The organism is Francisella hispaniensis FSC454 (assembly GCF_001885235.1).
GTDB classification, from domain to species: domain Bacteria; phylum Pseudomonadota; class Gammaproteobacteria; order Francisellales; family Francisellaceae; genus Francisella; species Francisella hispaniensis.
Map to the genome: position 1 here is coordinate 1,188,008 of NZ_CP018093.1, position 18,815 is coordinate 1,206,822.

An 18,815-nucleotide genomic window follows, 5' to 3' on the forward strand; every position below is an offset into this window, starting at 1 on the left:
TGCTTGTTTATCTCACTCCACCACTTTGGATATACTCTTTAACAACCTTTTCATATAAATTTAGTTGTTTCATAATATATTCGCAAAATTCTCTTACTGCTCCAGCACCACCATTAGCTTGGCAAATATAGTCAGCATAATCTTTAGCAACAGTCATAGCATCGGCTGGTGCCGCTGAAATAGCTACTTTATTCATCAAGATTATATCTGGCAGATCATCTCCCATATATGCTATATTATCATCATTTAGCTTATACTTAGCCTTGAGAAGCTCGTAAGCTTTTAGTTTATTTTTCTGTCCTTGTAAAATATCTTGAGGATCTAATCCTAAGCTTGCAAATCTATCAGCAACAATTTTTGATTGTTTACCTGTAATAATAGCGACTTTAATTCCCAGTTTCTGCACAAGGACAATCCCTAAACCATCTTTGACATCAAAATTTTTAAGCTCATCACCATTATTAGTTATGATTATTTTACCATCTGTTAATACTCCATCAACATCGAGTATCAATAGTTTAATATTTCTTGAGTGATTTATTTTCATTACTAAGTTTAAAAAAGAATTATTAAGTTCAATTAAAGATATTATCACAAATGATAAAAAGACTAAAATACATTAAAAAAAAAGAACAAACTATTTATAGTTTTTTACAGATTTTTCGATTTCTTTTCTTGCAAATGCTGCATTATCCCAGCCTTCGACTTTAACCCATTTACCTGAGTCTAAATCTTTGTAATGTGTGAAGAAATGCTCAATTTTTTGCTTTAAAGATACTGGTAAATCCTCAACATCATTAATATGATCATATTCCTTAGTTAGCTTAGAACTTGGCACAGCAATAACTTTAGCATCAACACCACCATCATCTTCCATTTTAAAGACACCTACAGCTCTACAGTTTATAACACAACCAACTGCTAAAGGATATGGTGCTAAAACTAGTACATCTATAGGGTCTCCATCATCATAAAGAGTATTTGGCACGAAACCATAATTACAAGGATATCTCATAGTAGATGACATAAATCTATCAACAACAATCATGTTACTCTCTTTATCAAACTCATATTTTATAGGGTCGCTATCTTGAGGTATTTCTATTACAACATTAAAATCGTTAGGAATATCTTTTCCACAAGGTATATTTTTTAGCATCGTAATTTCTCCTAAATTTTTGCCAACTTTTAACACCTAATACACTAACCAAGAGTCTATCACAAAAACCTTTGTATTTATAATACATAAATATTAAAATACTTAAAGTTATGAGTCTAAAAATTAACAACTTTGATAAAATCTTAAGAGGGAAAATAATGAAATTAACAAAAATAGCTTTATTGACAGCTAGTATAACAGCAAGTGTAGCTTTTGCTGCACCCAATATATCTGCCGGCTCCGATCCTTACTTTAACGGTGGCAATGGACTAGCGCAGAAAGATATTATTGTAAGACCCGCAAATATTGAACTAGATGCTCCAGCATGGGTAGCGATGAACTATCGTACTGGAGATATTGTTAGTGAAAAAAATATGGACGTCAGAAGAGCTCCTGCAAGCTTAACTAAGATCATGACTTCTTATATAGTTGCTAGTGAAATAAAGGCAGGTAATCTAAGCTGGGATACAATGATTCCGATTAGTGAGAATGCTGCTTCTACAGGTGGCTCAAAGATGTATGTCAAAGCTGGTGCTAAAGTGTCTGTGAAAAATCTTGTAACTGGTATGGATGTCGTCTCTGGTAATGATGCTACTATTGCTCTTGCTGAATATATTGGTGGAACTACAGAAGCATTTACTGATTTGATGAATCAAACAGCCAAGGCTATTGGCATGAATAACACTCATTTTGCTAATCCAGATGGACTTCCAGGTGGTGAGCAATATACTACTGCTCATGATATGGCGTTGCTTGCAAGATCATACATATATAATTTCCCAGAAGCATATAAAGTATACGATGATAAGGGCTTAGTTTGGAATGCCACAAAACAAGACTCAGTAAGTATTGCTGATCGTAAACAGTGCTTACCTAAGTTTGATCGCGCTACTGGAAATGTCATAGAAAGCTATACAACTAAAGATCTTGATGATCAAGCTAAAGATAAATGTAATAAACTTTTCCCTAAAGGGGATAATTTCGTATTACAAAATAATAGAAATAGATTACTATTCACATTTGATGGAGCTGATGGTATGAAGACTGGTCATACTGATGCGGCTGGATATTGTCTAGTTTCATCTGCTAAACAAGATGGCGAGAGATTTATTTCTGTAGTTCTTGGTACTACTAGTTCTGCTAAGAGAGATTCAGAATCAGCTAAACTACTAAGATATGCTCTGAGCAAATATGAAAATGTACTTTTATACAAAGCAAACTCTCCTGTTACAATCAGTGCGGATAATATTCCTAATGCAAAAGCTGGACAAAAAATAACTGTGACTTCAAATCAAAATATTTATAAAACAGTACCTAAAACTTATGTCCCTTATCTAAGACAAGGTATAGAGTTTAATCCAAATTTGAAAGCTCCTATTAAAACAGGTCAAACTGTAGGTAATTTAGTGATTACACTAGGTGATACTAAGGAGAAAATTGCTAGTGTACCTGTAGTTGCTATGAATGATGTTTCACAAAAAGGTTGGTGGTAATAACCATAAGTTTATAGTTAAGGGTTTATAAATGTCTGAAAATAATAATCATAATCAACAAGAAACTTTTTTTGAGTTCCCTTGTCAATTTCCAATAAAAATAATGGCAAATCCTCAAAAAGAAACTGTTGAATTCATTCTAAGTGTTTTTGAGAAATATGTACCAAATCACAGCGAAATTGATTTTAACACTAAAGAAAGTAAAACTGGCAAATATATTTCTATAACTGCAATTTTTACTGCAGATAGTAAAGAACAGCTAGATAATATCTACAAAGAAATTTCAGCACATCCAGAAGTTCACATGGTTTTATAAAATTTTGTCATGAGTAATAATATTTACCAAAAAGACTTGGGTTTACAACAATATACCAAAGTGTTTGAGAATATGCTTGAGTTTACTTCAACACGAACTTCTGAAACTATTGATGAAATATGGCTAGTTGAACACCCTGCTGTTTTTACTCAAGGTAAACATGGTAAGCCAGAACATATTTTAAATCCGCATAATATCCCAATAGTTGCAACTGATCGTGGTGGTCAGGTTACTTATCACGGTCCAGGTCAAGCGGTGATATATTTTCTTCTTGATATTAAGAGAAATAAACTTGGCGCCAAAAAATTAGTAACAACTGTTGAGCAAGCTTGTATTAATATGCTTGATAAATATTATAACCTAAAAGCTCATATTATTGATGGAGCTCATGGTTTATATATAAACAATCAAAAAATTGCTTCTTTAGGCTTAAGAATCAAACAAGGTAAAAGCTATCATGGTATTGCTATAAATACTAATATGGATCTTACACCATTTAGCTATATTAATCCCTGTGGTTATAGTGGTCTAAAAATGTGTCAATTAGCTGATTTCTATCAACAAGCTGATATCAAAAAAGTTCAACAGCAATATACTGCTGAGTTTGTAACTTTGCTAAATAATTCTATTTGAGAATTATAGTTTTTATTAATTAATCTCATCTTCAACTTGAGCTTGTTGAGTTGCAATGATATTCTCTTGGCAATAGTAACTTCTTGCATCTTCCTAAAGACATCCAAGGCTGCATTGCTGACATTTACAGAAAAATACTCATCAAAATAACAAAAGCTTATTATAAAAAACTTTTCTACCCACTTATTTCTTTTGATTTACAATTTAGTTTTAGTACTGAAGATTTATTTACTACTCTGAGATTATTTAATGTTTACAAAGCAAGCTCTTGGCTAATCAATTGATTTATCTGTGGTTTATGCTTAAGGGATCGCCAAGTTTAGCTTTTTCTGCATAATAGTTGGTATTTGAGTTGCACATCAAAGAATAAACAAGAATCTTTTATAAATTATAAGCTACTTCAGTTAACCGGTATTTTTTGCTGGACCATTAGGTGATTCTATTGCTAAATACATTTATTATATAGTTAATTTAAATATGTCACAAAGAGTACTTTTTTTGCAAAAATTAAAACTTAGAAATTACATATGTTATGGGATGGGAGATATTTTTGGTGGAGGAGCTTTTGTACTTATAGGCACCTTCTTTATGATATTTTTGACAAATAATGTTGGCTTATCTCCCATATTGGCAGGACTACTATTTGGATTCGGTAGATTTTGGATGGCTATCACAGATCCTTTTTTTGGTAATCTATCAGACAGAACAAATACACGTTTTGGCAGAAGGCGAGTTTTCTTTTTAGTAGGTATAATACCTATTATAATAACTTTTATACCAATGTGGATGACTCCATTAAAAGTTGGAGTTAATAATGTCACAGATATACAAGCTTTTATATATTATTTAACAATGTATTGTATATTTGATATTGTATATTCTATGGTTATTACTCCATATGCCGCGCTAATAGCGGATATGACCAACGAGTATAACGAACGTGTTAGATTATCCGCTTTTAGAATGGGTTTTTCACAATTCTCATCAATATTAGCAACGTCTGTAGCACCAATAATATTAGCTACTTATACATACAGTGATAAAGCGTATATTATTATGGCAACAATGTTCTCGATTTTATATGCAATAGTCTGGATTGCTGTATTTTTTGGAACTAAGGAAATAACTATAAGTAATAAAATAGTAAAACAGAACAAAGAGACTTTTGTATCGAAAATAACTACTCTTGTTTATTCTTTTGCATCAGCTTTCAAAAATAAATCATTTCGTGCACAACTAGGACTATATTTATTTGCATTTACTGCTGTAGACTTTCTGATGACATTAAGTGTATACTTCATTAAAACATATCTTGAAAAACCAGAACTAGTTTCTTATATAAGCACAATGTGGCTTGCTCAAATATGTGTTTTACCTGTATATGTATTTATTGCAAATAAATTTAGTCAAGCCACAAGCTACCGCATTGGAGCTGTAATCTGGCTTTTATCAATGCTGGGATTACTGCTACTAAATCAAAATAATGCTACTGCATTGACTATTTCTATTAGCTTCATTTTAATAGGAGTTGGACTTTCGCCATGCTATATGATACCAATGGCTATGCTTAGTTTTGTTACAGAAGTTGATGTTTTACTTAGTAAAGAAAGAAGAACAGGTGTTTATGCTGGGGCAATGTCTTCTGCACGTAAAGTATCTCAAGGACTTATTGTCTTACCACTAATTGGTCTAATATTACAGATGATTGGTTATAATCCTCATTTAGCTTACCAATCTGCAAGCACTCTATTCTCCTTGAGATACGTTTTTATATTTGTACCTATAATACTAATACTCATAGGAATATATTTCTCAACTAGATTTAAAATAACACCAAAAAATTTTGAAATAATCAAAGAAGAAATATCCAGACTAGAAAAAGGTGGCTCTAAAGCTGAAGTAAATCAAGAAGTCAAAATAGTTTGTGAAGATTTGACTGGAACAAAATATGAAAACTTATATAAAAAGGTAAAATAGTAATGCTAAAAGTTAATAATAACACTAATAATGAATTAGAAATAATTTATGATAATATAACTCTTATAAAACATAGTACCGAGAAGCCTGCTTTTTTCATTGGAAAAGGTCAGGATTCAATGGAAATGTATCGTGGTAACTTCAATATATCTGATTACATTTCAGAGAGATTACCCCTAGAAACCATCTGTGAAGGTAATAATACATTCCAACTATTTTACAATAGTAAACCTGTATTAAAAATGTCTTTAGATGATTCTGACAACCAGCTTAAAATATCTTTTAAAGCTATTGATAACAAGTTCAATCGCTTCTGGATAAGGATTAATGCTAATAGTAATGAAAAAGTATATGGTTGTGGGGAACAACTCTCATACTTTAACCTTAGAGGCAGAAATTTCCCACTTTGGACATCTGAGCCAGGTGTTGGTCGTGATAAAAGCACTCTGGTTACATGGATGGCTGATGTAAAAGATAAAGCTGGGGGAGATTATTATAATACAAATTATCCCCAATCAACTTTTATTTCCACACATAAATACTTCTGCCATATGAATAGTACAGCTTATATGGATTTCAACTTTAAAAATGATGATTTTCATGAATTAGAATGCTGGGAAATCCCTCAAAACATAGTATTTAGAACAGCTGATAGTTATATATCTTTACTTGAGAAATTGACAGATTTTTTTGGTAGACAGCCAAATCTACCAGAGTGGGTTTATAATGGTCTAATAGTAGGCCTACAAAATGGTACTGAAACTGTATTAAGAAAAACTAATGATATAATCAAAAAAGGAGTAAAAGTAGCTGGAATTTGGGCACAAGATTGGCAAGGTAAAAGAGTCACAAGTTTTGGTAAACGACTAAATTGGAACTGGCAATGGGATAAAGAAATGTACCCAAACCTTGATACTGAGATACCTAAACTAAAAGATAGAGGTATAAAATTTTTAGGTTATATAAATCCATATTTAGTAAAAGACTATCCCTTATATAATGAGGCATTTGAACTTGGATATTTTGCTAAATCGAAAGATGGTGACGAGTATTTAGTTGATTTTGGCGAATTCTACTGTGGTGTTGTTGATCTAACAAACCCAAAAGCCTTTGAATGGTACAAAAATAGAGTTATTAAAAAAGAAATGATTGACTTTGGTCTAGATGGTTGGATGGCAGACTTTGGGGAGTACTTACCTGTAGACTGTACTTTACATAGCGGCATAGATGCAAAAAAAGCACATAACGACTGGCCAAGGCTATGGGCTAAAGCAAATTATGAAGCAATTAAAGAAACTGGCAAACTAGGAGAAATATTATTCTTTATGCGTGCTGGATTTAATGGCTTCCAACCTTATAATACTCTTTTATGGGCTGGCGACCAATGTGTTGACTTTAGCCTGCATGATGGTCTGGCATCAGTTGTGCCAGCAGCATTGTCAGCAGGAATGAGTGGAATGGGATTACATCATAGTGATATTGGTGGCTACACTTCTTTACATGGATTGAAAAGAACTAAAGAATTATTTATGCGCTGGGCAGATATGGCGGCATTTACGGTAGTTATGAGAACACACGAAGGTAACAGACCTGATGAAAACTTCCAGTTTGAGCAAGATGATGAAGCTGTAAAACACCTAGCAAAAATGGTTAATACATATACTACCCTTAAACCTTATATAAAGTCATTAGTAAATGAAAACCATCAAAAAGGCATACCTGTACAAAGACCTTTATTTATTCACTATGAAAATGATCCTCTATGTTATGATATTCAGTATCAATATTTGCTGGGTCAAGACCTTTTAGTAGCTCCTGTACATCAACAAGGTGTTACTGAATGGGATGTATATCTGCCAAAAGGTAATGATTGGATACATATATACTCAAATAAAGAATACAAAGGTGGACAAACTATAACTGTGAAAGCAGAAATTGGCTATCCTCCAGTATTCTATAAAAAAGGGACTTGTCATAGTAAGCTCTTTAATTCCCTTAAAGATATTAAATAAATCTTATCATCATATAGATAATTTGTTGGTTAAAAAATATCTATAACTTATTTAGGGGCTATCGACTTTAAAAGAATCCAGAAGTTTTACACAATTAAGTGAATAGACCTCTTAATTTTCAAATTTATTTACTTTTTTGGTTTTCTTAGATTTTATAAATTCAATAGAGCCTATTCTTTTGCAGATATAATAGCTTAACCAATTGAAGCTAACTACAAACTTATTTCTTATACTAATTAAAAAAGTTATATGTACTCCTCCCCATATAAACCAACCTAACTTACCTTTGAACTTCATTCCAAATATGTTAGCTATAGCCTCATGCTTTTTAATAATAGCCATATTACCTAAATCTTTATATTTAAAATCGTTATACACTTTATTTTTGTCTCTTTTAATAATAGTTTTTGCAATATACTTTCCCTGTTGTTTAGCTACTGCTGCTAAACCTGGTAGTGGATTATTTTTGACATAAGAAATATCACCAGCAAAGTATATATTCTTAAAATTTCGATGAGTTAGATCATCTAAAACTGCTATCTTACCTTTTTCGATTTGACTACTCATCCAATTGCCTATTCCTTGACCTTTTAAGATAGTACTCCAAATAATTGTAGCTCCTTGGTAACTACTTTTTTCAGTAATTACAAGGCCATTTAAAATATTAATTACAGGCTCTTTAAGATGAATATTTACCTTTCTCGCTTTTAATGAATTATAAGCATGATTTGATAGCTCTTTTGGAAATGCTGAAAGAATTTTATCACCTCCTTCAATTAAATAAATAGAAATATCATCTATTGAAAAGTTATGATAAGTCTTTAAAAAATCTGTATGTAAAAGATCTAATAAGGCTCCCGTGATTTCAACACCCGTTGCTCCTGCTCCAATAATAATAAAACTTAAATAATATTTTTTCTCTTCATCAGTCTGAGCTACTTCAGCTAATTCAAATTGTGTAAGAATGTGTGATTTAATCTTCTGAGCATCATAGGCACTTTTTAGAGAAAAAGTATATTCTCGCCAATCATCATTACCAAAATAATCATATTGTATTCCAGTTGCGACAATTAAATAATCGTATGAATATAAATTATTTGCTTCAGTCTTAACTAGTTGCTGGCTAGGTAAAATATCTATGACTTCTTCCATTTTGAATTCTATATTTTTTTGAGCAAATAATTTTCTGATAGGAACAACAACATTATTTAAAGGAATAAAAGCCGTAGCTGCCTGATATAACATTGGCTGAAAAACATGATGATTATTTTTATCAAATAAAATGATATGATATTTGTTTTTACTTTGTTTGGCTATTTTATTGAGAAAATTAATTCCAACAAACCCAGCTCCTATAACTATTATTTTTTTCATACTCCCCCCTTATTTAACTACTAAAATTATAACAAGAACTAAAGCTATAGATAAGTTAAGAGGAATATTCAAAATATAAAATTTAAGAAGTTTTAAGAAAATTAAAGATATAGAACTATAAAAAAGTTTTCAAAAATGCTGATCTAGAAGGATGTTTAAGCTTCCTAAGAGCCTTAGCCTCAATTTGTCTAATACGCTCTCTAGTAACATTAAACTGCTTACCTACTTCTTCTAAAGTATGATCAGTATTCATACCAATACCAAAACGCATCATTAGAACTTTAGCTTCTCTCTCAGTTAAGCCAGTTTCAATAAGCTCCTTTATTGCTTCACGTAAATTTTCTAAATTAGCCGCTTCTATAGGAGAATAGTTATTTTTATCCTCGATAAAATCTCCTACTGTAGAATCTTCATCATCACCAATTGGACTCTCCATTGAAATTGGTGTATGTGAAATATTCAAAATCTTTTTAAGCTTCTCTTTAGTCATATTAGGAGTATGTTCGATAATCTCCTCTTCTGTAGCTTCACGCCCCTTTTCTTGTAGAATCTGACGTTTAATTCTATTTACTTTATTGATTGTCTCAATCATATGTACAGGTACTCGAATAGTTCTAGCCTGATCTGCAATAGAACGAGTAATTGCCTGACGTATCCACCAAGTAGCATATGTCGAGAACTTAAAGCCTTTACGATAATCAAACTTATCTACAGCTTTCATTAAGCCAATATTTCCTTCTTGGATAATATCTAAGAAATGTAAGCCTCTATTAGTATATTTTTTAGCTTCAGAAACAACCAATCTTAAGTTTGCTTCTATCATTTCTTTTTTCGCTTGAGTAATCTTAGCTTCGCTTCTTGAGATCTCAAGATTTACCTGTTTAAGCTCTTCAATATCCATCATCATTAAAATTTGGAATTGGTTGATTTGCTTAGTAAGGTTATTTATTTCTCTAATAGTATTTTCAGTAAATTTATACTTTTTAGTTAATGGCTCTAACCATTCTACAGAACCGACTTTATAAATTTTAATAAACTCTTGACGCGGCATTTTTGATCTTTCAACGCAGAGCCTTAAAATTTTTCTTTCGAATTCTTTAACTCGAGCATAAGGAAGTCTAATATAATCAACTAACTTTTGCAAATGAGATGTTGATAGCCTTAAATTATCAAACTCCTTAACTATTTTACTATAAAGTTTTTTGTTAGGTTTTTCTTGATACTCTTCAAACATTTTCTCTAAATTTGTAAAGAATTCATAAGCCCTTTGAGTATCAATTTTTTCCTCATGATCATCTTCAGCAATTTTTTCTTCAGTTATTTGTTCGTCACTAAAGCCTGCCATAATCTCATTAAAACGAATATATCTAGCTACAGGTTCATCTTCAATATCTTGAGAGTTCATATAATCTATAGCCTTTTCTTCTAGCTCACGAAAACGCTCAATATAAGTTTTGATTACTATCGGATAGCTTAAAATAGTACTAAATACTTCTGTAGTACCTTCCTCAATCCTAATAGCAATATCTGTCTCACCCTTTTTATCCAAAAGATCGACAATACCCATTTCACGCATATACATACGAATAGGATCTGAAGTCTTACCTTTTAGATCATCAAGATTAGCTTCGCTAACCTTTCTTTCATCATCTTCTTCTAACTGCGGAGTTCTATCATATACATCAATACCCGCGTCAATAAGTATAGCCTCAATTTCTTCATATATTTTAGGATCTTCAGAAACATCTCCTGGCAAAGCATCTAAAATATCAGCTCTAGTTAGGTATCCCCTTTCCTTACCATCAATCATCAAGTCTTTTAGATCAGAGAGCAAATCTTCTTTTGTCATCTAGTACTCCAATAGAATTTTATTTTATTTTATATTATTGTTACCTAATTTTGCTACTAAATATTTACGTTCCATTTCCTGAACATCAGTTCTAAAGGGTAATGAAGCTAAATACTTTAATCTTTTTTTTACACTAGAGTTTTCTACTCTTTTTAGCATAACGAACATTTGTTCTTGGTACTTATCTTCAGCATATTTTTTCTGCGTATTGTTTATACCATAACTTAACAACTCAAAAAAATACTCTCTATAGTCAGGATAGTCCTCTGCCAGTAGCTGTATAAGTATAACAGCTTCAATTTGATTAGATGAGTCTTCTTTTAAAATTTTCAAGCTTTTTGCTAAGATATCAAGATTTTTCGAAGTAGCAAATATTTCAAAATCATTTGTATGTTGCAAAAGGCGAAAATCTGCAAGATTGACAAATAACTCAGCAAGAATAACCTCTTCAAGTAAGAGATTTTTCGTTAATTTCTTTTGCTGAATATTTTGCTGCTTAGTTACATTTAGTAAATTTTGTTTACGTATCTTAAGCAAATTCTTAAGTTGCTCAACTTTTATACCAATCTTATCAGCTATAGTAGCAGTAATACTTTCTGAGTAAATATTATCTGCCACATCTAATAAAAAATTTTTTAAATTCTCTAAAACTTCTGCTTTTGATTCTGCTTTAGTCAGATCTCTACCTTGAATAAGGTTGTCAATTACAAAATCTGCTACAGCCAGTGAATTATCTAAAGCAGCATGAAATCTTTCTAAACCATATTGCTTTATATAATCATCTGGATCATCTCCTTTTGGTAGAGTTAGAATCTTTAATTTTTTATTACCATCTAATATTGGTAACAAGATCTTTATAGTTCTAAGCGCTGCTTTTTGTCCTGCTTTATCACCATCGAAACATAAAATTACTGAGTTAGTTTCGCGAAATAAAATCTTAGCATGATTTGGTGAAAATGCTGTACCTAATGTAGCTACCGCAGCATAAAAACCATGCTGAGCTAAACCAACAACATCCATATAACCCTCTACTACTACAAGACTTTGATTAGTTAGATGCGGAAGTTGTTTTTTTCTTTCACGATACTCATAGAGTCCATATAAAATATTATTTTTCTGAAAAACTAAAGTTTCCGGTGAATTTATATACTTAACTCCATCAGAATCGTCTATTACTCTACCTCCATAAGCAATTACATTGCCTTGAATATTTCTGATAGGAAACATAATACGACCACGAAAACGATCATACAAGCTTCCTTTATCATTTTTTATCGCAAGCCCAGTATCAACTAATATCTCCTCCGAAATATTTATAGATTTTGCTAGTTCAGTAATATTATTCCAACCCTCAGATGAATATCCTATACCAAAGAATCTAGCCAAATTACTATCTATACCTCTTTTTTTAAGGTAGTTTATAGCTTTATCTTTGGTGACAGAATTACCTAAATTCCAACGATAGTATTTTTGAGCTGCCGCTAAAAAGCTTATACATTTGTTATAAAGTTGTTCTTTTTGAATATCTTCTTGAGAATAATTTTCATATTCAACTGGTTTGCCAACAATTTCAGCAAGATTTTTTACAGCTTCAATAAACTCAAGATTATTAATACTTTTAACAAATGTTAACGCATCTCCAGATGCCTGACATCCAAAACAATGATAAAAATTTTTTTCTGGATTAACAAAAAATGATGGTGTTTTTTCATTATGAAAAGGACAACAGCCCTTATAGTTTTTGCCTGTTTTTTTCAAGTTAACATATCTTGAAACAACATCAACTATATCAGCTGTAGCTATAAGCTCTTTTATAAAATTATTCGAGACTTTTTTCGCCATACTGATTTAAAGCTTTGTCCTTAAGCTAAGTTAGATTTTACAATAGCACTTACTTTACTCATATCTGTCCTACCAGCAAGCTCTTTTTTTACACTTGCCATAATTTTGCCCATCTCTTTCATCGATGTAGCTCCAACAGATTCTATAGCTTTCTGAACTATCGCAACAACCTCTTCATCACTTAGTTGCTTTGGCATGTATTGAGTCAATATTTCTATCTCTCTTTTTTCACCTTCAGCAAGCTCAGCTCTATTTGCTTTGATGTATTGATCAAATGAATCTTGTCTTTGCTTAATCATTTTTGTAATTACAGCAATTACTACCTCATCAGTGATCTGTATTTTTTCATCAATCTGCTTTTGTTTTATCGCAGACATTGCCATACGAATTGTTGTTAATCTATTTTTATCTTTATTTTTCATTGACTCTTTCATATCAAGAGTCAACTGATCAAAAATTTGTGACATTTTAAAAAAGAATTCCTTGTGAAAGGGAGAGTTAAACTCTCAACGGTGAATTAAATTTAACTACCTTTTAACTATTATATTGCTCTTGTGAGCTCTTTTAACAGCGGCAGCTTTTTTTCTTTTGCGTGCCCAAGTTGGCTTTTCAAAGTATTCTCTACGACGTAGTTCAGATACTATTCCAGCCTTTTCGCAAGATCTTTTAAATCTTCTAAGAGCGACATCAAAAGGTTCTCTTTCTTTAATTCTAACGCTTGGCATACCCTCTCACCTCACTTAAATGCCAGTTTATTACGTTTATTTAGAGGACTAGTGTCCCTACCATTATTTCAATTTAGTCAATTATTTTATCATATTAACATACAAATGCAAGTTTAGTTATTTAGTTAGAATTAACTTTAAAAAAACTACAACCTAAGATTAGACAATATAACCATAACTTGCTGTATTTATAAGAGATAAAATGCTATTATCTCGATTTAGGATTCTTTAGAAATTTATATGGTTTAAAGTTTTGATAAGAAAAACTAAGCTTTTAGCAGCATTATCTATATTAGTTGTAAGTTTAACTACTGCTCAAGCATCTACACGTAGTGAAGTTCAGTATCTTGTAAAAAAGTATAATCTTTCTGATACAAAGATTGCTATAGCAACTCAAAGAACCATCAACGGCAATCAGTTATATGCTTATGCTCAAAACAGAGCAATGAAGCCGGCAAGTAATAATAAAGTTTTTACAATAGTTGCAGCACTTTTTGCGATACCTAGTGATTTTAGATTTACAACGTCAATAATGTACCCTTCAGATAGAGTAAAAGATCATACTCTGTATGGAGATTTGTACATAAAATTTACTGGTAATCCAGCACTAACTGGTAGTCAGTTAGCCACATTAATAAAAAAAATTAAAATTGATAAAGGTATATCTAAAATCACTGGTGATGTTTATCTCGTTGGAGTCTTCTCTGGACCATATATCCCGGATGGCTGGTCAAAAGAAGATAGTACATTCTGCTATGGTGCCCCAGCATCAAGCTTCACATTAAATCGAAATTGTACAGTTATAAAATTAGTTAAAAATGCTAATAGCCTAACAACAAGAATTGTCGAATTAAGTAACGCAAGTAATATCACTATAAAAAATACTGCAAAGTACACTAGTGCCTCAAATGCAACTACAATAGAAATGAATGATGACAATGTTTTATACATTGGTGGATACTTATCAAGAGCCGCCGAAAAAATGTTTAAATTAGCCATTAGAAATCCAGCTCTTAAAACTTTAGATACCGTAAATGATTTCTTAAATTCTGATGGCATTAAACATGGTAATATCATTATAGCTGGCACTATTCCTACTGGCTATACTGAACAAATTACAACAAGATCTGAAACGATCGGACATTTTATCGATCAAACCCTTAAGCATTCTGATAATTTATATGCCGAGAGTATATTAAATACTATAGGCTTAAAAGAAAAAGGAATTGGTTCTACTAAAGCAGGTACAGAAGCTGTTCAGAGTATACTCTATTCAAAACTAGGTTTAGATACATCATCTTTAACAATGTATGACGGTTCAGGACTATCACATTTAGATAGAGTAACTCCCGAATTTATGGTCAACTTTTTAACTAAAGCTTATAATAGTCAGATTGGTAAAGAGTTCTACAATTACTTACCGGCATCAGGTATGAGTGGTACGATTTCATATAGGATGGGTGGTAAATTGCTTGGACGAGTGCATGCTAAAACTGGAACACTCTCTGGAGTTTCAACATTATCAGGCTATGTATTAACAGCTAAAAACCACCGAATCAGTTTTTCGATCATGCTTAATGATCTTAAACCCTCTGATCGTTATAATGCACGAAGATTCCAAGATAAACTAGTTGATGTCTTCTATAGGAATTTATAAATGAAAAAAATAATTAAACTTACAACTTTAATTATCATAATAACAACTCTTGGATCTTGCGCTACCGAGCCTCCAACAAATATAAATAATGCTTGTAGTATTATTCATCAATTTCCTGATTGGTATTATGATATGCTTGACTCATATGATCGCTGGGGAATTCCTATGAATGTACAAATGGCTTTCATACGTCAAGAATCATCATTTAGAGCTGATGCTAAGCCATCAATGCAATATTATTTTGGCTTTATCCCAAAAGGCAGAGCTTCAAGTGCTTATGGATATGCTCAAGCCTTAGATGGTACTTGGGATCATTATAAAAAAGAAACAAAACAATCATTTGTCTCAAGGTCAAATTTTGCAGATGCCACAGATTTTATCGGCTGGTATTTGAATGATGTACATAATAAAACAGGTATAAGCAAGACAGATACTTATAATCTATATCTAGCATACCACGAAGGTATAGGTGGTTATAAACGTGGTACGCATAGAAACAATTCATTCTTAAAAAATTATGCTCGTAAAACTACTGAAATAGCCCAAAAATACTCTATCCAATTGCAAAACTGTGAAGTTCCACGCAAACCATTACTATCGTATATATTCTAAATATTAAAGGTAAAAAATGAAATCTAATATATTTAAAATAATAACTAACATTCGTTGGTCGGATACTGATAAAAATGACCATGTAAATAATGGTAAATATTTTGATTACTTTGAAGAAGCAAGAACTACTTGGGCATATGAAAATACAGGACTAATGACTTGGGCTAAAGAAAACTCTATTCAGCTAGTCATTACAGAGCAAACTTGTAAATATATTCTCCCTCTTAAACATCCAAACAAAATACAAGTAACACAGTATATTGTTAAAATAGGTGCTGCTAGTATGGAGTTTGAATATGAAATCCGTATATTAGGTAGTGATGAAGTTATCACTAGAGCAAAAGCCAAATTAGCCTGCTATAATGCTAAGACAGGTAGATTACAAAAAATTCCCGCACAACTAAAACAATTAATCTTAGAACAAAATGACTAATAATGATAAACAAATTTTAAAGAAACTTGAAAGACAGATTTTAAGAAAAACTGCTCAAGCAATCAATCAATATAACATGATTGAAGATGGCGATAAAATTATGGTATGCCTATCTGGTGGTAAAGATTCTTATTGTCTACTTGAGATGTTATTGTTACTGCAGAAAAAGGCGCCTATAAGTTTTGATATAATCGCAGTAAATCTCGATCAGAAACAACCAGGCTTTCCTGAGGAAGTATTACCTAATTATCTAAAAAATAAAGGGATAGAATTCTATATCATTGAACGTGATACTTATAGCGTTGTTAAGCGCGTAATTCCTGATGGAAAAACCACCTGTGGTTTATGCTCACGCATGCGTCGTGGCATATTATATGATTTTGCTGAAGAAAATAATGTAACCAAGGTAGCATTAGGTCACCACCGTGATGACATTATCGAGACATTTTTTTTGAATCTCTTTTATAATGGCTCAATCAAAGCTATGCCAGCTAAACTACTTAGTGATGATAAACGTAATATCGTAATACGCCCTCTTGCTTTTGTAAGTGAAAAAGAAACATTAGAATATTCTCAATTAAAAGAGTTTCCAATAATTCCTTGTAACCTATGTGGGTCACAAGATAATTTGCAAAGGGTGTTTATAAAAGATATGCTTAATAGATGGGAACAAAACAATCCTGAAAGAAAAAATGTAATATTTAAAGCTCTATCAAATATTTCCCTATCACAAATGTTAGATAAAGAGCTTTTTGATTTTGTAAATATCTCAAAGAGAGATATAAAAAGATAATTAAGGAGAAAAGATGAAGTTAAAGAAAATAGTAGCAATTATGTCATGCTCATTATTAGGATTAGCTATAAATTCATGCTCAACAAACAAAGATTTAGTAGATTCTACAAATACTCAGCAAGTAACTAAAGATGCTGCGACTATAACACAAAATAATAATCAAGATTTAACTACAGCTAGCCAAACTAAACAAAGCGTTGCTACAAACAAATCAGCTCAAGATAATTCAACAATAAAAATGGGAGCTAATGCAAGCTATGTAGTAGGCTATCAAGTAGGTGCTGGTATAGCTAAGCAAGATTTTGGCTTATATGATAAGCAAACAATAGCTGGTTTTACAGATGCTATCAATGATAATAAGCCAAGAATCTCCGAGAGTCAAATCCGCAGAAATATGGAAACTCTTAAAGATAAAATGATTAAAAAGCAATTAGATACAGCTAATTTAAACAAAACAAAATCACAAGAATTTATGACACAAATTGCTAAAATGGATAATGCTATAAAAGTTGATGATGGTGTTTACTATCAAATGATTAAGCAAGGCGATGGCAAAAAGCCTAATTCTGATAGTCAAGTTACAATAGCTTATAAAGGAACTACGCCAGTTATAACTTACGAAGATGATAAATCAAAACTAAACGAGGTCAAAGAAGCTAAACTAATTGGTCCTACATTTGACTCAAGTGATAACGCAACATTCCCACTTAGAAACTTAATCGAATGCTGGAAAGAGGCTATTCCTAAAATACCTAATGGTTCAACAATAATCTTATACTGTTCTCCAGACAAGGCGTACGGAACTAGAGCACCTGCTGTTATAGGACCTAACCAAGCTCTTTCTTTTGAAATCACGCTCAAAGATTTTAAATAAAAAGGTTTTTATAAAAGTTAATTCTTTCTTTTTACTGCTAGATCACATAATAAAATCATAGCTTGCTTATATTCTGAATCTGGTAAGAAATCTATTTGTTGTTTAGCGAGATCAGCATACTGACAAGCTACTTTATATGAATAATCTACAGCACCACTATTTTTAACCATTGCTATGATCTCATCAATCGCGTATTCACCATTTTCAATTGCTTTTTTGAGAATTTGTTGCTGTTGTTGATTAACATTAGCTAGCGTGTAAATTGTCGGTAAGGTCATTTTACCTTCATCAAGGTCATCACCAATATTTTTACCTAAACTTTCTGCATCAGATACATAATCTAGAACATCATCTGCAATCTGAAAAGCATTACCTAAATAAACACCGTAGTTTCTAATATTATCCTGATACTTAGCATAACTTTGTTTGTCTAGACTGATTACACCTGCTAATTCACAAGCAGCCTCAAATAATTTTGCTGTTTTGCAATATATCACTTTAATATAGTCTTCTTCACTAATTTCGCTATTGCGTGCATTTAATAGCTGTAGCACCTCCCCTTCTGAGATTTTATTAGTTGCATCAGCTAATATTTGCATAATTTGCATATTATCTAAACTTACCATCATCTGAAAAGCTCTAGAATAAAGAAAATCTCCAGTCAAAACACTGGCAGCATTACCAAAGACATTATTTGCTGTTTGCTTACCACGACGCAATTGCGAATCATCAACAACATCATCATGAAGAAGTGTTGCTGTATGGATAAACTCAATAATTGCGGCACATGCTAAATGTTTATCTCCATTATAATTTAAGGCTCTAGCAAACAACATTACTAACAGAGGTCTTAATCTCTTACCACCACTATTTATTATATAGTGGCTAATTTGGTTAATAAGCACGACATCTGAGCAAAGAGAATCAATTATGAATTGATTATTATTTTGTATATCCTCTTTAATAAGTGCCTGAATATCTTTTAGCTGTTGCATTATTATTTTATTGATAGTATTTAACTAAATTAGGATTAAGAATAAAGTAGCAGAATACATTTATCAATACA

Annotated in this window: 18 protein-coding genes; 10 read left to right on the forward strand and 8 right to left on the reverse strand. The window is 31.7% G+C overall.

Annotated elements, in window-relative coordinates:
• Positions 1-7 precede the first annotated feature (7 nt).
• Positions 8-547: a KdsC family phosphatase gene (locus FSC454_RS05820; protein WP_066045364.1), complete on the reverse strand. Its 540-nt coding sequence runs from the start codon at positions 545-547 to the stop codon at positions 8-10.
• A gap of 90 nt (positions 548-637) precedes the next feature.
• Positions 638-1,159 (reverse strand): inorganic diphosphatase, encoded by a 522-nt coding sequence (gene ppa, locus FSC454_RS05825; RefSeq protein ID WP_066045362.1) that lies wholly within the window; start codon positions 1,157-1,159, stop codon positions 638-640.
• A 158-nt stretch (positions 1,160-1,317) separates the two neighbouring features.
• Between ppa and dacD the strand changes: the two genes are divergently transcribed.
• From dacD to FSC454_RS05850, 5 genes are all read left to right on the forward strand, one after another.
• On the forward strand, positions 1,318-2,652 hold the full coding sequence (dacD, locus tag FSC454_RS05830; protein ID WP_066045360.1) for a D-alanyl-D-alanine carboxypeptidase: 1,335 nt from the start codon (positions 1,318-1,320) through the stop codon (positions 2,650-2,652).
• A gap of 31 nt (positions 2,653-2,683) precedes the next feature.
• Entirely contained in the window at positions 2,684-2,968 is a 285-nt protein-coding gene (locus tag FSC454_RS05835) for an HP0495 family protein (RefSeq protein ID WP_014548174.1), read from the forward strand.
• Positions 2,969-2,977: 9 nt separating this feature from the next.
• A complete protein-coding gene (gene lipB / locus FSC454_RS05840; RefSeq protein WP_066045358.1) occupies positions 2,978-3,601 on the forward strand; it encodes a lipoyl(octanoyl) transferase LipB in 624 nt (207 codons plus the stop codon).
• 498 nt (positions 3,602-4,099) lie between these two features.
• Positions 4,100-5,578 carry an MFS transporter gene (locus tag FSC454_RS05845; RefSeq protein WP_066045383.1) on the forward strand — a complete coding sequence of 493 codons (1,479 nt, stop codon included), beginning with the start codon at positions 4,100-4,102 and terminating at the stop codon, positions 5,576-5,578.
• Positions 5,579-5,580: 2 nt separating this feature from the next.
• Positions 5,581-7,590, forward strand: coding sequence for an alpha-glucosidase (locus tag FSC454_RS05850; RefSeq protein ID WP_066045356.1), 2,010 nt, complete (start codon positions 5,581-5,583; stop codon positions 7,588-7,590).
• A gap of 111 nt (positions 7,591-7,701) precedes the next feature.
• Here FSC454_RS05850 and FSC454_RS05855 read toward each other — a convergent pair whose 3' ends face one another.
• The 5 genes from FSC454_RS05855 to rpsU form a co-directional block, all read right to left on the reverse strand.
• Complete coding sequence (locus FSC454_RS05855; protein WP_066045354.1) at positions 7,702-8,964, reverse strand: NAD(P)/FAD-dependent oxidoreductase; 1,263 nt, start codon at positions 8,962-8,964, stop codon at positions 7,702-7,704.
• A gap of 115 nt (positions 8,965-9,079) precedes the next feature.
• The gene (gene rpoD / locus FSC454_RS05860; RefSeq protein WP_066045353.1) at positions 9,080-10,813 is read right to left on the reverse strand and encodes an RNA polymerase sigma factor RpoD; all 1,734 of its coding nucleotides are present in this window, start codon (positions 10,811-10,813) and stop codon (positions 9,080-9,082) included.
• 24 nt (positions 10,814-10,837) lie between these two features.
• Positions 10,838-12,655, reverse strand: a complete 1,818-nt coding sequence (dnaG, locus tag FSC454_RS05865; RefSeq protein WP_066045351.1) for a DNA primase — start codon at positions 12,653-12,655, stop codon at positions 10,838-10,840.
• 20 nt (positions 12,656-12,675) lie between these two features.
• Complete coding sequence (locus tag FSC454_RS05870) at positions 12,676-13,122, reverse strand: GatB/YqeY domain-containing protein (RefSeq protein WP_003026091.1); 447 nt, start codon at positions 13,120-13,122, stop codon at positions 12,676-12,678.
• A 60-nt stretch (positions 13,123-13,182) separates the two neighbouring features.
• Complete coding sequence (gene rpsU / locus FSC454_RS05875; protein ID WP_003033846.1) at positions 13,183-13,380, reverse strand: 30S ribosomal protein S21; 198 nt, start codon at positions 13,378-13,380, stop codon at positions 13,183-13,185.
• Positions 13,381-13,633: 253 nt separating this feature from the next.
• Between rpsU and dacB the strand changes: the two genes are divergently transcribed.
• From dacB to FSC454_RS05900, 5 genes are read left to right on the forward strand one after another with little or no spacing between them, the layout of a single operon-like run.
• Positions 13,634-15,037, forward strand: coding sequence for a D-alanyl-D-alanine carboxypeptidase/D-alanyl-D-alanine endopeptidase (gene dacB / locus FSC454_RS05880; RefSeq protein ID WP_066045350.1), 1,404 nt, complete (start codon positions 13,634-13,636; stop codon positions 15,035-15,037).
• Positions 15,038-15,649: a transglycosylase SLT domain-containing protein gene (locus tag FSC454_RS05885; protein ID WP_014548166.1), complete on the forward strand. Its 612-nt coding sequence runs from the start codon at positions 15,038-15,040 to the stop codon at positions 15,647-15,649. It begins immediately after the preceding gene.
• A gap of 16 nt (positions 15,650-15,665) precedes the next feature.
• A complete protein-coding gene (locus FSC454_RS05890) occupies positions 15,666-16,082 on the forward strand; it encodes an acyl-CoA thioesterase (RefSeq protein WP_066045348.1) in 417 nt (138 codons plus the stop codon).
• Positions 16,075-16,875, forward strand: a complete 801-nt coding sequence (gene ttcA / locus FSC454_RS05895; RefSeq protein ID WP_066045347.1) for a tRNA 2-thiocytidine(32) synthetase TtcA — start codon at positions 16,075-16,077, stop codon at positions 16,873-16,875. The genes FSC454_RS05890 and ttcA overlap by 8 nt, the downstream gene beginning before the upstream one ends.
• 13 nt (positions 16,876-16,888) lie before the next feature.
• The gene (locus FSC454_RS05900) at positions 16,889-17,749 is read left to right on the forward strand and encodes an FKBP-type peptidyl-prolyl cis-trans isomerase N-terminal domain-containing protein (protein WP_066045345.1); all 861 of its coding nucleotides are present in this window, start codon (positions 16,889-16,891) and stop codon (positions 17,747-17,749) included.
• 17 nt (positions 17,750-17,766) lie between these two features.
• On the opposite strand, the gene FSC454_RS05905 is transcribed toward FSC454_RS05900, so the two are convergent.
• Positions 17,767-18,744, reverse strand: coding sequence for a polyprenyl synthetase family protein (locus FSC454_RS05905; RefSeq protein ID WP_066045343.1), 978 nt, complete (start codon positions 18,742-18,744; stop codon positions 17,767-17,769).
• Positions 18,745-18,815: the final 71 nt, after the last annotated feature.

What these genes read in the sequence shown, in the direction of transcription:
- FSC454_RS05820 (WP_066045364.1), bottom strand. Translation starts at nt 547, where the DNA reads ATGAAAATAAATCACTCAAGAAATATTAAACTATTGATACTCGATGTT.
- ppa (WP_066045362.1), bottom strand. Translation starts at nt 1,159, where the DNA reads ATGCTAAAAAATATACCTTGTGGAAAAGATATTCCTAACGATTTTAAT.
- dacD (WP_066045360.1), top strand. Translation starts at nt 1,318, where the DNA reads ATGAAATTAACAAAAATAGCTTTATTGACAGCTAGTATAACAGCAAGT.
- FSC454_RS05835 (WP_014548174.1), top strand. Translation starts at nt 2,684, where the DNA reads ATGTCTGAAAATAATAATCATAATCAACAAGAAACTTTTTTTGAGTTC.
- lipB (WP_066045358.1), top strand. Translation starts at nt 2,978, where the DNA reads ATGAGTAATAATATTTACCAAAAAGACTTGGGTTTACAACAATATACC.
- FSC454_RS05850 (WP_066045356.1), top strand. Translation starts at nt 5,581, where the DNA reads ATGCTAAAAGTTAATAATAACACTAATAATGAATTAGAAATAATTTAT.
- FSC454_RS05855 (WP_066045354.1), bottom strand. Translation starts at nt 8,964, where the DNA reads ATGAAAAAAATAATAGTTATAGGAGCTGGGTTTGTTGGAATTAATTTT.
- rpoD (WP_066045353.1), bottom strand. Translation starts at nt 10,813, where the DNA reads ATGACAAAAGAAGATTTGCTCTCTGATCTAAAAGACTTGATGATTGAT.
- dnaG (WP_066045351.1), bottom strand. Translation starts at nt 12,655, where the DNA reads ATGGCGAAAAAAGTCTCGAATAATTTTATAAAAGAGCTTATAGCTACA.
- FSC454_RS05870 (WP_003026091.1), bottom strand. Translation starts at nt 13,122, where the DNA reads ATGTCACAAATTTTTGATCAGTTGACTCTTGATATGAAAGAGTCAATG.
- rpsU (WP_003033846.1), bottom strand. Translation starts at nt 13,380, where the DNA reads ATGCCAAGCGTTAGAATTAAAGAAAGAGAACCTTTTGATGTCGCTCTT.
- FSC454_RS05885 (WP_014548166.1), top strand. Translation starts at nt 15,038, where the DNA reads ATGAAAAAAATAATTAAACTTACAACTTTAATTATCATAATAACAACT.
- FSC454_RS05890 (WP_066045348.1), top strand. Translation starts at nt 15,666, where the DNA reads ATGAAATCTAATATATTTAAAATAATAACTAACATTCGTTGGTCGGAT.
- ttcA (WP_066045347.1), top strand. Translation starts at nt 16,075, where the DNA reads ATGACTAATAATGATAAACAAATTTTAAAGAAACTTGAAAGACAGATT.
- FSC454_RS05900 (WP_066045345.1), top strand. Translation starts at nt 16,889, where the DNA reads ATGAAGTTAAAGAAAATAGTAGCAATTATGTCATGCTCATTATTAGGA.
- FSC454_RS05905 (WP_066045343.1), bottom strand. Translation starts at nt 18,744, where the DNA reads ATGCAACAGCTAAAAGATATTCAGGCACTTATTAAAGAGGATATACAA.